10 protein-coding genes are annotated in these 13,048 nt (G+C 55.6%); 7 read left to right on the top strand and 3 right to left on the bottom strand.

Going from position 1 to position 13,048, the window contains the following annotated elements; all coding sequences use genetic code 11:
- Window position 1 precedes the first annotated feature (1 nt).
- Window positions 2-910, bottom strand: coding sequence for an MBL fold metallo-hydrolase (locus tag A9K71_RS16795; protein ID WP_066997853.1), 909 nt, complete (start codon window positions 908-910; stop codon window positions 2-4).
- Window positions 911-1,111: 201 nt separating this feature from the next.
- On the opposite strand from A9K71_RS16795, the gene A9K71_RS16790 reads away from it, so the two are divergent.
- From A9K71_RS16790 to A9K71_RS16760, 7 genes are all read left to right on the top strand, one after another.
- Window positions 1,112-1,705, top strand: a complete 594-nt coding sequence (locus tag A9K71_RS16790) for a biotin transporter BioY (protein ID WP_066997850.1) — start codon at window positions 1,112-1,114, stop codon at window positions 1,703-1,705.
- A gap of 437 nt (window positions 1,706-2,142) precedes the next feature.
- A complete protein-coding gene (locus A9K71_RS16785) occupies window positions 2,143-3,570 on the top strand; it encodes a phosphomannomutase (RefSeq protein ID WP_066997847.1) in 1,428 nt (475 codons plus the stop codon).
- A gap of 2 nt (window positions 3,571-3,572) precedes the next feature.
- Window positions 3,573-4,988, top strand: coding sequence for a mannose-1-phosphate guanylyltransferase/mannose-6-phosphate isomerase (locus tag A9K71_RS16780; protein WP_066997844.1), 1,416 nt, complete (start codon window positions 3,573-3,575; stop codon window positions 4,986-4,988).
- Window positions 4,989-5,037: 49 nt separating this feature from the next.
- Window positions 5,038-6,126 carry a GDP-mannose 4,6-dehydratase gene (gene gmd, locus A9K71_RS16775; protein ID WP_066997842.1) on the top strand — a complete coding sequence of 363 codons (1,089 nt, stop codon included), beginning with the start codon at window positions 5,038-5,040 and terminating at the stop codon, window positions 6,124-6,126.
- A gap of 2 nt (window positions 6,127-6,128) precedes the next feature.
- The gene (locus tag A9K71_RS16770) at window positions 6,129-7,238 is read left to right on the top strand and encodes a DegT/DnrJ/EryC1/StrS aminotransferase family protein (RefSeq protein WP_066997839.1); all 1,110 of its coding nucleotides are present in this window, start codon (window positions 6,129-6,131) and stop codon (window positions 7,236-7,238) included.
- The gene (locus tag A9K71_RS16765) at window positions 7,231-8,013 is read left to right on the top strand and encodes an ABC transporter permease (protein ID WP_066998191.1); all 783 of its coding nucleotides are present in this window, start codon (window positions 7,231-7,233) and stop codon (window positions 8,011-8,013) included. Before A9K71_RS16770 ends, A9K71_RS16765 begins: the two co-directional genes overlap by 8 nt.
- Entirely contained in the window at window positions 8,010-8,762 is a 753-nt protein-coding gene (locus A9K71_RS16760; RefSeq protein WP_066997836.1) for an ABC transporter ATP-binding protein, read from the top strand. Before A9K71_RS16765 ends, A9K71_RS16760 begins: the two co-directional genes overlap by 4 nt.
- Window positions 8,763-8,812: 50 nt before the next feature.
- Here the strand turns inward: A9K71_RS16760 and A9K71_RS30515 are convergent, their stop codons facing one another.
- Both A9K71_RS30515 and A9K71_RS16750 read right to left on the bottom strand, forming a co-directional pair.
- Window positions 8,813-10,480 (bottom strand): glycosyltransferase, encoded by a 1,668-nt coding sequence (locus A9K71_RS30515; protein ID WP_082980558.1) that lies wholly within the window; start codon window positions 10,478-10,480, stop codon window positions 8,813-8,815.
- A complete protein-coding gene (locus A9K71_RS16750) occupies window positions 10,480-12,807 on the bottom strand; it encodes a hypothetical protein (protein ID WP_066997830.1) in 2,328 nt (775 codons plus the stop codon). The genes A9K71_RS30515 and A9K71_RS16750 overlap by 1 nt, the downstream gene beginning before the upstream one ends.
- Window positions 12,808-13,048 lie beyond the last annotated feature (241 nt).

Here is a 13,048-nt window from a genome sequence, read left to right as displayed (position 1 = left end):
GTTAACCGGCAGGCCTGAAAATGCCGTCGATCGCCGGGTCGCCTTCGCTGGCGACGAGACCGCGGGCCACCAGGTCCTCGAGATGCGCGAGAACCGACAGGCCGGCTGCGCCGTGCAGCCGCGGGTCGGTGTCGCGATAGATCGCCGCGACCATCTCCTTGATGGTTCGGTCGCCGCTCAGGATGCGTTCCAGGATCGCCTGCTCGCGTATCTTGCGATGCGACTTCAGCCCGCGCATGAAGCCGCGCGGCGCGGTCACCGGTCCGCCATGGCCGGGCAACAGCAGGCGGTCGTCGCGCTCGATCAGCCGGTCGAGCGATTTCATATAGTCGGCCATCGCCCCGTCGGGCGGCGCCACGATGGATGTGGCCCAGGCCATGACATGGTCGGCCGAAAACAGGATGCCTGTCCCCTCCAGCGCAAAGGCCGCGTGGTTGGCGGTATGCCCTGGCGTCAGCACGGTGCGGATCGCCCAGCCGTCGCCATGGGTAAGGCTGCCGTCCGCCAGCGCAATGTCGGGCACGAAGCCCAAATCGGCACTGGCATCCAGCGGATTGATCTCGCCGATGCGCAGCCGCCGCGCCGGCCGATGCGGGCCCTCGGCGAGCACGGGAGCGCCCGTGCGTTCTTTCAGCCGCGCCGCGAGCGGCGAATGATCGCGGTGGGTATGGCTGACGAAGATATGGCTGACCGGCCTGCCGCCTATTGCCGTGAGCAGCGTTCCGAGATGCTCATCGTCGTCCGGACCAGGATCGATCACTGCCAGCGTGTCGCGGCCGACGAGGTAGCTGTTGGTGCCGTGGAAGGTGAACGGGCTCGGGTTCCTGGCCGTGACGCGCTGGACGTCCGGAGCGACCGTGACCGCCTGGCCATAGGCAGGAGCGAAGCGTGCGTCGAATTCAAGTGTCATGCCGGGTCCTGCTGCTCGCGGCAAAATGATTGCCGCATCCTGCGGAAGCCAATATAGGAAAATCAATGCATGTCGCCCAAAACTGCGCAGCGGTCTTGGGAGAACGACACGCATCAGGACAAAATCTTGAAGCGCGCCGCCTGAACTCGTTTCTCCGCGACGCGCATCAAAGCCAGCAAATCAGCCACGATGGGGAATACTATGGCAACTGCAACCACGATGCGCCCGCTCGTTTCTCTCGCTCTGCCCGACCAGGGCGCGGCCCGGCTTGCCAGCCAGCTCTTTCTGGCGCTTGCAGGAACCCTCCTGCTCACCCTGTCGGCGAAGACGAAAGTGGTGTTGGGCCCGGTCGACATCTCGCTGCAGACGCTTGCGGTGCTGCTGATCGCCTCGGCCTTCGGCATGCGTCTTGCCGTCGCGACGCTCCTTCTCTACCTCGCCGAGGGCGCTTTTGGTTTGCCGGTGTTCCAGGGCACGCCGGAAAAGGGCCTCGGCATCGCTTATATGCTGGGCTCCACCGGCGGCTACCTTGCCGGCTTCGTGGTGATGGCGGCGATCGCCGGCTGGGCCGCCGACCGCGGCTGGGACCGCCACCCCTTCAAGCTGTTCGGCGCCATGCTTGCCGCCGAGATCGTCATGATGGCGATGGGCTTTGCCTGGCTGGCGGCGCTCATCGGACCGGAAAAGTCCTGGCAGTTCGGCGTCGCGCCGTTCATCGCCGGCGACCTGATCAAGGTGGCGCTGGCCGCGAGTCTCGTGCCGGCGGTCTGGGCGCTGCTGCCGGAGCAGTCCTGAAATTCCGTTCGAACAGATCAACCATAAGCCGGCGCTCACGCGCCGGCTTTTTGTTTCGACGTGTTGAGGCTTCGCTCTCTGGCATCTGGTGTAAATGGCGAAGCCGCTGTGTGTAGGTTCAGCCAGAGATTGACAAGCCACTTCGCGAAACATAAGCACGAGCAGCTTGCGGGGTCGGGGGGCTCGGCAATTCAAGGAGACCTTCTTGAAAGGCGCTATCCTTGCAGAAGGCAGAAGAGCGTTCCTCTGTCCAATAATGTTAGAAATATCTAATGTTAAATGGAAATACACGGCAGGCCGCTCAGGTGGCCCTGATCTGTAGCGATGCGTTATCTGATGCTCCGCATCTGCCGTAATGCTCGGGCGGCCCGCGCGAAAACGATGTCAGTTTGCCTAACTTGCACCAAGCCAAATTTCTTCGGAAAGGGTCGCAAAGGGTGACTGTGAAGTTTGGTACCAGTGGACTGCGCGGCCTAGTCAGCGAGCTCCGAGGCGCGCCGGCATTTAGCTACACCGTCGCTTTCCTGCGCATGCTCCAGAATCGGAACTTGTTGAACGAAGGCTCGGAGGTTTTTGTCGGACGTGACCTACGCGCCTCCAGTCCCCAGATCGCGCAGCTGGTTCATTCAGCGATCGCCGCGTCCCGACTTGTGCCGGTCGATTGTGGAGCATTACCCACGCCCGCGCTTGCGCTTTACGCCACGGGCGAGAACGCTCCGGCAATAATGGTCACTGGCAGTCACATTCCCGACGACAGAAATGGGCTCAAATTTTACCGGGCGGACGGGGAGATCGATAAGCGCGATGAACGCGACATCGTCGAAATCCACGCAGCCATCGGGGATGCCGTTCCGCTCCTGTCGCCGGTTGATCCCGTGCGGCTGAGGCCCGAGCCGTTCCAGGGCTACATGGACCGCTTCCTGGATTTCTTTGAAAAAGGCAGCCTTTCTGGCCTGCGCGTCGGCGTCTACCAGCACTCGTCCGTGGCAAGAGACGTTGTCGTCGATATTCTTCGCGGACTGGGGGCTGAAACGGTACCTCTGGGCAGGGCCGAACATTTCATTCCGGTCGATACAGAGGCGCTCAGGCAGGAAGATGTGGCGCTTCTCAAGGATTGGGCGGCAGCGGAATCGTTCGACGCGATCGTGTCTACCGATGGCGATGGCGATAGGCCGCTCGTTGCGGACGCCAGCGGTACTTTCGTGCGCGGCGATCTGGTCGGTGCAATCACGGCAAATGTCCTGGGTGCCGACTGTGTTGTCACACCGGTCAGTTCCAATTCCGGTCTGGACCGCTGCGGTCATTTCGCAAGGGTGATCCGCACACGCGTGGGCTCGCCCTATGTCATCGAAGGTCTCGGCACCGCTCTCGCCCAAAGCGCAAGATGTGTCGTGGGCTTCGAGGCGAATGGCGGGGTTCTCCTGGGTTCGTCCGTCGAGCGAGGTGGGCGCATCCTCCCGGCTTTGCAGACGCGGGATTCAATACTGCCAATTGTCTGCACGCTTGCAGTCATCGCAAAGAATGGTCGCCCACTCGCCGAGATAGCGGCCGACTTTCGCTTTCTTGCCGCCGCCAGCGGTCGGCTCGAGGGAGTCCCGAGCGAGAATAGCGCCTCCTTTCTTGGCAAGTTGGCGGCTGACGCAGCCTATGCCGACAATATCTTCGCGGATCTCGGGGGCATCGGGAATATTGACAACCATGACGGCGTGCGTATCACCGTCCCTAACGGAGAAGTTGTGCACTTTCGTGCGTCAGGTAACGCGCCCGAATTGCGCTGCTACGTCGAGGCAAAAGCGGAATCCCGCGCAGACGAATTGCTCGGCTGGAGTCTCGCTCTGGCCGGGGCTCAGATCTTAGAGAGTTGAAGTTGACCAATATCGTCCCTGTCATCATAAGCGGCGGCGTCGGCTCTCGGCTCTGGCCGATTTCCCGCGCATTGCATCCGAAGCCCTTCATCCCGCTGCCGGAGGGCGGGACGTTGATTCGAAAGACTTACGCGCGCGCCGTGGAGCTCGAAGGAGTCGATCATGTCGTGACGGTCACCAACCGCGACCTGCTGTTTCTTACCGCCGATGAATATTCGGAGGTGGGGGCTCCTGGCGTGAAGAACACATTCCTGCTGGAGCCGTTCGGCCGCGACACGGCGGCCGCAGTTGCGCTCGCGGCAGTGCACGTCGCGCACGAGAACCCGGACGCCGTCCTAGTCGTGCTCCCTGCTGATCATCTGATACTGGATCAGGCCGGCTTCCGCGCGAGTGTCGCGAGAGCGGCGGCGCTTGCGGCCTCAGGTCAGATTGTCACATTCGGCGTGAAGCCCGACCGCCCGGAAACGGGCTTTGGCTATGTCGAGGCCGAGGGGGATAGAGTTCTTCGGTTCGTGGAAAAACCGAACGCGGCCACCGCAGCCCAATTTATCGCTACCGGCCGTTTCTTCTGGAACTCAGGGATGTTCTGTTTCACGGCTCGCTCGATGCTGGAAGCCATGCGGGACCTGTGCCCGGACATCTTGTCCTGTGCGCGCACAGCCCTCGAGAAAGGCAGGACAACGGATGGCACGGACCGGCTCACCGTCGAGGTGGATAGGGACAGCTTCGCGGCTGTTCCCGCTGTTTCTATCGACTACGCCGTGATGGAGAATGCAAGGAACGTGGGTTTCGTGTCCTGCGGTTTCGATTGGTCGGACATCGGCTCATGGTCCGTGCTGTCGGAACTTGTTTCGGCCGACGACAAGGGCAACCGCGCCACCGGCGAAACAATTCTGCACGACGCGGCGAACTGCTACGTGCATAGCGAAGATCGGCTGGTCGGTCTTGTCGGCGTTTCGGATCTCTTGATCGTGGACACGCCGGACGCGCTTCTGGTCGCGCGCAAGGACAAAGCACAGGAAGTGAAGGACCTCTATAACCGCCTCAAGGCGGAGGGGCACGAGACGGCAACACTGCACCGCACGGTGCATCGCCCGTGGGGCACCTATACCGTGCTGGAGGAAGGGCACCGCTTCAAGATCAAGCGCATTGAAGTGAAGCCAGGCGCCCGCCTGAGCCTCCAGGCGCACCATCATCGCTCCGAGCACTGGGTGGTGGTGAGCGGAACTGCCGGGGTCGTTAATGGCGAGAGCGAAATCCTGCTCACGATCAATCAGTCCACCTACATTCCCTGCGGCCACAAGCATCGTCTGGAAAATCCGGGCGTCCTTCCGCTTGTGATGATCGAAGTGCAAAGCGGGGAGTATCTTGGTGAAGACGATATCGTGCGGTTCGACGACGTTTATGGTCGGGCCTGAGGGTTCATCGGCTGGCAGTGCGGATCATTAGATAGTATCGAGAGCATTGATGACAAAGACAGCCTTGATAACCGGCATCACCGGGCAAGACGGTGCCTATCTGGCGGAACTCTTGCTCGAAAAAGGCTATTCGGTGCATGGCATAAGACGTCGTACATCGCTTTTTAATACAGACCGTATCGACCATTTGTACCATGATCCACATGAAAAAGGTGTGGACTTGACATTGCATCACGGCGACCTGACGGATTCATCGAGTCTTATGCGGGTTATTCAACTTGTGAAGCCTGACGAGATTTATAATCTCGCCGCACAAAGCCACGTTGCCGTTTCTTTTGAGGAGCCCGAATATACCGCAAATTCCGACGCTTTAGGCGCTCTGAGGATTTTGGAAGCCATTCGCATTCTTGGCATGGAGAAAAAGGTCCGCTTCTATCAGGCGTCTACGTCCGAGCTGTACGGGCTTGTGCAAGAGACGCCCCAAAAGGAGACCACGCCATTCTATCCAAGGTCTCCATACGCTGTGGCCAAATTGTATGCGTATTGGATTACGGTCAATTATCGCGAAGCGTTCGGTATTTACGCGTGCAACGGCATTTTGTTCAATCACGAGTCGCCGATGCGGGGCGAGACGTTTGTAACACGCAAGATTACGCGGGCTCTCGCCCGTATCAAGCTAGGAATACAAGAAAGGCTTTACCTAGGCAATCTGAACTCTTTGCGTGATTGGGGACATGCGAAAGACTATGTCGAGATGCAATGGCTGATGCTGCAGCAAGAGGCGCCGGAAGATTTTGTCATCGCAACTGGTGAACAACACTCAGTGCGCGAATTTGTTACCCTTGCGGCTGCAGAACTGGGCATTGATATCCGATGGGAAGGCGAAGGCGTCGACGAAAATGGATACGACGCAAAAAGCGGTAATTGCGTCGTAGCTGTTGACCCTCGCTACTTCCGCCCAGCGGAGGTTGAAACGCTTCTTGGGGATGCCAGCAAGGCCAAAAAGAAGCTTGGTTGGGAGCCTAAGATCAAGTTCGCCGAGCTGGTCAAAGAAATGATTCATGAGGACTTCAAGGGTGCGCGGCGAGAGCAGTTGCTTGCAGAACATGGTTATCAACCCTTTGCTCGTCCAGAATAAACATGTCACGCATTCCAGTATATGAGCCATACCTTGGTGGAAACGTATCCGCGTACGTCAATGAGTGTTTGACAACGGGTTGGATTTCCTCGCGGGGCGCGTTTATTTCGCGATTTGAGGACGCTTTTGCGAAGTATGTTGGTGCCAGCCTGGCCACTAGCGTTGCGAACGGCACCGTCGCCCTTCATCTTGCATTGGAGGCGCTGGGCATCGGTGCTGGCGACGAGGTCATCGTTCCCAGTTTCACTTACATAGCGACGGTCAACACTATTTTGCAGACCGGCGCGACGCCGGTGTACGTCGACTCGTTGCAGGACACGCTGCAGGTGGATCCGCAAGCAATGCGGAACGCCATAACCCCCAGAACCCGCGCGGTCATGGCGGTGCATTTGTATGGGCATCCCTGCAATATGGATGCGATCTCGACCCTCTGCCGCGATCATGATTTGCTGCTCATTGAGGATTGCGCGGAAGGGTTCGGAAGCCGCTGGAAAGGCCAGCATGTTGGCACTTTTGGGGATGTCGCCACTTTCAGTTTCTTCGGGAATAAAACAATCACAACGGGCGAAGGCGGAATGGTTCTGGCGCGATCGGCTGATGTGATGGACAAATGCCGGCGCCTGAAAAGCCAGGGCGTCTCCCCGACCCGTGAATACTGGCATGACGTGCTTGCCTATAATTATCGAATGACCAATATCCAGGCGGCAATCGGGCTGGCACAGATCGAGATGGCCGATAGCTTTCTTGCGCGCAAAAAGGCTGTCGCGGAAAGCTACAGGCAAGCATTTGCTGGCCTACCTTTGCGGACTCATGACCCGGTCGGACCGGTGGATCATTCCTTCTGGATGTGCTCCATTGTTGTCGATGATCCTGCGCAACGGGACCCGCTGCGCAAACATCTCGTGGAACATCAGGTCGAAACGCGGCCCTTTTTCCCACCTGCCCATCTCATGCCGCATTGCCGTGCAGACGTCGCACTGCCTGTTGCAGAGAGCATAAGCGCCTGCGGAATTAATCTGCCCAGCTATCCAACATTGACGTCTGAACAGCTTGAGCACATCTGGGAAGCCGTCACGTCCTTTTTCGATAGAATCGGATATGACCTTGCTTGACTACATGAAAGGCGTATGGGCGGCGCGCTACTTCTGGTGGCATCTGTCCATGGCCGATCTTCGCGCGCGCTGGAGGCGCTCCTTTTTCGGCGTGTTCTGGTCAATCTTGCAGCCACTCGGGCTGACGCTGCTCCTTTCTGTTGTCTTCAGCAATATCTTTGGAAGTTCGCTCGGGGCCTATGCGCCGTATATTCTCTCAGGAATGATCATCTGGGAGTACGTCATATCGACAGTCATCGGGGGTGCTTTGGCTTTTGTTCAGGCAGACGCCTACATCAAGCAGACCAGACACCCGCTTGCCATTTATACGTTACGCAACGTGCTGACAGGTCTGTTCGTGCTCGGACTTGCCAGCACGGCGCTCGTGGTCTGGGTCCTCGTTGTTTTTCCGCAAAATTTGTCCTGGAGTTGGTTCGCAGCTCTTACGATCTTTCCGATACTGGCAATGATCGCCTGGCCATGGGCAACCCTGATGGCTTATATCGGCACCCGTTTCCGCGATCTGCCGCACGCACTCGGCCTCATTATGCAGGCCATGTGGTTTGTCTCACCGATCTATTTCGAGACTTCTGTCTTCCGTAAGGGCAATTTGCATGTCCTTCTGGACTACAACCCTATCTACCACTTGCTCGAGATCGTCAGAGCCCCGTTGCTGCGGGGCGAGTGGCCTACGCCCTCGAACTACGGGTGGTGCATCGGTACGGCCGCGCTACTCGCAGTGTTCGCCGTCGCCGTCGGACGTGGCGCCGAAAAGAAGGTGATCTTCTACCTATGAGGAACGCGATACGGCTTGAAAACGTCAATTTGCACTATGCTTCGACGGCTTTTCGCGAGTCCTCCTTAAAGGCCGCCCTTGCTTCTTCGTTAAGCTTTCGGCTTAAGAAGAAAGAGATCTTGGACATCCATGCACTGAAGGATACCTGCGTCCAGATAGAAGAGGGAGAGCGGGTAGGTCTGCTCGGGCATAACGGTGCAGGTAAAAGCACGTTCCTTAAAGTGGTTGCCGGGCTATATCCCATTTCGTCGGGAATGCGTACGGTGACAGGCACCGTACGGTCGCTCTTCGATCTCAGTCTGGGCTTCGAGCCGGATGCGACTGGGCGAGAGAACATTCTGTATCGGGGTCTTCTGCTTGGTCTCACGCCGAAATTCATGCGGTCGGTCGAGGAAGAGATCGCAGAATTTGCAGATCTGGGTGAATTCATCGACTATCCGATCAAGACCTATTCAGCCGGAATGCAGGTCAGACTGGCCTTTGCGATATCGACCGCAGTCGGCGGCGACATACTTCTGCTCGACGAGGTTGTCGGCGCAGGCGATGCGAACTTCATGGCGAAAGCCAAGAAGCGCATCATGGACCTTGTGGACAATGCCGAAATACTAGTTTTGGCCTCACATGACTTCAACACCTTGCTGTCGCTCTGCAAGCGCGGTGTTGTGCTTCATCATGGCAACGTTGCCTTTGATGGTCCGATGGAGGACGCCATCACCACGTATCGGCGCATTAACGGAATTGCAGGATAGTCGGCATCCGCTAAGCCGTATCGGCTGATATCCCCGGTGAGGGAAGCGACTTATTCCATTGTCCGACGGGGTCGCGAATTGTGGTCAGCTAGAATTTTCTCAAATGCAACGACGTGCTCCCTTGCCACGTCTCGCCAAGTGCGCTCACGCAGCAGCTCATACAGAGGAAATTGCAGATCATAAAGTTCGCTTCGATGGTTGAGGCCAAACACAATCTTCTCGGCAATCTCCTCTGGCGACAGCGGGTCGAAGAGCATCTGATCCGCAAGCTCTTCCTTAATGAATTCCTCGGTCTGAGGGATTCGACTCATGATGACCGGTGTCCCTACAGACATCGCCTCTGTGAATGTGAATGGAAAGCCGCCCTCATAGAGGGTGGGATTTACCGCGAGGGCCGCGCCTCGATAAAGGGCGGCTAGCATCTGATCCGACACATCCTGCGCCAATATCACGTCGTACCCTAGGCGCCGCTCTTCGAGAAATTTCCTCACCTCCGGGGCATAGTCGAGGTGTCCTGTGAGGATCAGCTTGCATTGATAAAATTTCCTCCTTAGAACTATTTCATAAGCTTTTAAAAGGTTAAGGATGTTTTTGTTAGGCCTAAACTGGGACGCGTAGAATAAGTACTGGCAGTCTGTAAAATCGAAATCATGCAAATAGCGATCATCATTCCATCTTGCTCGCTGAAATTCTGTCAGTTTCACCCGCGCAAACTTATCCGTGGCCGCCTTAGCATCGGGGGTGCCATGGACCAGCACATTTCCGGATAAATCCATCGCCGCATGCGGTATAGTTATGATGCTGTCGCGAGGAACGCCAAATCGATCGTGAAGTGACGGACCCGCCGTCGTGGAACTATAGGTGATAAAATACTTACCGGACTGTATTGCAGATAGGGCTTGATCAAATACGGCATCGAGCCGATCGGTTCGCGAACCGAAAGCAAATCTAGTGGGGAATTCTCCTAGGACCATATCTGGATAACACTGAACGGTTGGCTTTTTGATCTGGTTGAATTCCGGCCAAAATATCGTTGGACTGTACCAGATATCAATATCGCTCAAGCCATCTATTATCGAGAGCATATTTGATACCTCTTTACGATGAACCGTATTGTAAATTGCCACCAGCAGCGATGGACGGTCACCAAGAGCACGACTTGCAAAATTAACTGCGCCACGCCTTACCGAAGCGAGTTTGCGAAACATTTTAACTTGCCTCTCTAGTCTTGGGATTCCGTAGAGAACCGCCACGACTAAGAGACCAATCAGGAACACCGGGGCGAGAGCAATCGTAGCGGCTGCAGCAACAATCGCAAGCGAAAGCACGCCAACGAAAAAGATTAGAACACTCCTCGTGCTCAAGGTGGCCATGACCGCGCGAAAGGCCGTACCGGCGCCACTAGATACGGCCTTTCTTGAACGATGAAGTAACTGCCCTAGAAGTCCCTTTTTTGGCTGAGTACGTTGCCTAAAGAGGACTTGATGAATGCGAACGATGACTGGTATCCTGGCAGGAGAGACTATATGGACTGAGCCTTCAGGGAGGCGAGAGGTCAACTTCTGGACGTCGCTAGCCAACCAAGATGGACAGACAACCGTTACCGGTTCTCCACAAGTTTGAGAAAAGCCGCGCAAGAGTTCAGCCATAAGGCGCCCGAGGCCTTGATTGGAGAACGGCGTGTTGGGACGGTAAGCTAAGAACAGTCCAATTTTCATCAGACAACTCCGAGGTACGGCAGCACAAGCCTGTAAAATTCGGCGCTCCGCGCGTCCCAGCTATTCAGTTCTAACGTTTGTGGCTTCGGTAAGCTGTGCGATTTCTCTCTCCAGCGCTCCTCCATCACCTTCATTCGCTGTGCCAGTTCGATAGGGTTTCTGGGATCGAAGAAATCGGGTTTCAAATTGAATCGTTCGGCCAGGTATCGCATTGGTGGGTAGTCACTGGACAACGACGGAGTGCCAACATAGGCCGCTTCAGCAACAGAGAAGGTGCCATTGTCCATGATAACGTTGTGCAGCAAAAAGCGAGCTCCGCTCAGAACGGAAACGTAACGATCCTCTGGAAGGTCTCCCAAGAACTTTACATGCCGGCGAAGGGTTGGGCTTGCGCGTAGAAAAGATCGGACTGATTCTGGGTATTTCGTGATTGCAGACCCATCGCCGCTATCCTGGAATTTGGGTGACAACTGATGAGTGTTCACTCCCGTGACGTAGCAATCCAGCTTGCCTTCCAGGCTCGTGTAATAGTGTTGGAGGGCCTCCAATGTCATAATGTGATTCTTGTGAGGCGCTGCATTGGTTGTCCAAATCATGTAGGATGCTTGTTCCCGGTCTGCTGGCGACCGTCCATGAAGCTTGCTGAAATCTGCGACCATTGGCGCCAAGGCCGTCCTGGCTCGCGGCACGCCAACGTACTGGACCACGTCTTCCAATGTGTGGGGAGTGCTGGCGAAGACGGCCGTTGCGTGTCGGGCGGTTTGAATGGCCCCATTTTCGTAGTGATCGCCCATTGATTCCGGCACATATCGCTGAAGGAAGTCTTGCGCAAAAACACAATATGGTCTCAAGGGCGCGAGAGGCCAAGCGATGCTATTGGTTGAAAGAATCCAAAAGTCACAATCAAGCAGATCGGTAGCATCATCGACAGGAAGCCAGTAAGCTTGCTCTTTAGGTCTATTATTGTAACCAATTAACTTTTGAATTCTAGAAAGTTCAATCCGAGAAATTAATTTCCAATTATATGCCCTTGTCTTTATATTGCGCTCTTTCAAATCAGAGAAATCAAGATCAGAATATACTTTATCATCAGGATGTGCAAAAACAACCTCAACTTTATCGTTATTTCGTTCCGCTCCGACCGTCAGCATCTTCGCGGTCATCTTAGCGATGTTCAGGGAACCTCCCCTGAAAGACAGAGGTAGTATTACAGCGACGCGGCGACTGCGATTTATAGACTGCAGCGGTGGATTGCTCCGAAATTCAGCGCTTTGTTCAATCTTGGCGAATTGGGCTCGCCAGATTGGCTCGCAGTAGGAACTCGAAAGCTGGTTCAGGAGGCTGGCCTGAGAGGAGATAACAGATTGGATGAATTTCTTGTCACCTTTCAATATTCTGTCAATTTTGCTTTGCGCCTGTTTGTCACTGGTGCATCGGCCTGGTAAATCTATTCCGCCAAGACGGTCGAGCATGCCGCTCGCCATAAATATCAGCGGCATACCAGCTCGCACCGCCTCGAGTGGATGGTAGTGGAGATGTCGTTCTTCGCGGCTATGATAAAACATAACGCGCGTGTCACGCATTACTCGCTTATAATCCTCGTCAGATAAGCGACCAGTTACACTAACGTCATTTTCGATTTGTATCGGCTGCGAGCCGGCTATAATGTGAGGGTATTTCCCAAAAACACTTTTGAAATGTTCATAGATAGTATTGTAGTAAGGTGAAGTCCCGATTCGTGGACAGACAAATAGTATCTTTTGATCTGTGCCGACCCAGGTATTCTCTACCACAGCATCCCTGAGCCCCAGCGGAAGCGTTAGCGCTCTGCGTCTAAATACTCCCGACTCGATCGAGGCAAGATGGTCATAGGCTTGGCCGAACCAAAATCGCTCGTGCCGCTTCTCGATCTCGTGCAGGAAGTAGAAATCCAAATTCTGTATCGTTAAATCCGTATAAGTTGTTTCCCCCGACAGACCAAAAGGACGAAGTACAATATGACCTTTGAACGTCCTGACCAATGCGGCTAGCTGGGCCGGAAAGAATGCACAAAAAGCGATATCAAAATGCTTATTTGCTATCTCGCTTACATCCGGAGACATGCCTAGATAAAAATTATGCCTATTTAACGTCTCAAGATCATCTGGGGGTATTGTCAATCCCTTGTCCCGACTGAAATCCACGGAAGCGCTTAGATTTGCCTCGTCGTAGTGGTATATTTTAGGAAGGAACACTTCATAGCCAAGCGACTCCAAGAGCGGAACCTCAAATTGGCGAAGAGTGCTGTGATTGATGAGCCAGAGTGCTCTACGGGGTTTCTCAGACAATGCCAAACCCTTCGGATATCTCGAGTCAGGGGCGATGAGCTATAAGCATTGGGATGGCTTGTCTAGGGGGCTCTGGGTGGTTAACACGGCATTCGGAAAAGGCCTGACGTGGACAGTTCGCACAAGATCGAGTGGCTGCCGGTGAACAGGCGGCGCTCTATGCCGTGCAGCGGGATCCTCTCCAAATGGATCTGGAATGGGGCTCGGAGGATATTGTGATATCCAATCGTATCGCCGTGGA

Source organism: Mesorhizobium sp. WSM3873 (assembly GCF_001672445.1).
Classification (GTDB): domain Bacteria; phylum Pseudomonadota; class Alphaproteobacteria; order Rhizobiales; family Rhizobiaceae; genus Mesorhizobium.
The sequence above is the reverse complement of the archived record's forward strand: the minus strand, read 5'-3'. Positions and strand labels throughout refer to the sequence as shown.

Coding starts and splice junctions, on each gene's coding strand:
- gmd (WP_066997842.1), top strand. CDS start 5,038: ATGACAAAGACAGCCTTGATAACCGGCATCACCGGGCAAGACGGTGCC.
- A9K71_RS30515 (WP_082980558.1), bottom strand. CDS start 10,480: ATGAAAATTGGACTGTTCTTAGCTTACCGTCCCAACACGCCGTTCTCC.
- A9K71_RS16760 (WP_066997836.1), top strand. CDS start 8,010: ATGAGGAACGCGATACGGCTTGAAAACGTCAATTTGCACTATGCTTCG.
- A9K71_RS16795 (WP_066997853.1), bottom strand. CDS start 910: ATGACACTTGAATTCGACGCACGCTTCGCTCCTGCCTATGGCCAGGCG.
- A9K71_RS16790 (WP_066997850.1), top strand. CDS start 1,112: ATGGCAACTGCAACCACGATGCGCCCGCTCGTTTCTCTCGCTCTGCCC.
- A9K71_RS16770 (WP_066997839.1), top strand. CDS start 6,129: ATGTCACGCATTCCAGTATATGAGCCATACCTTGGTGGAAACGTATCC.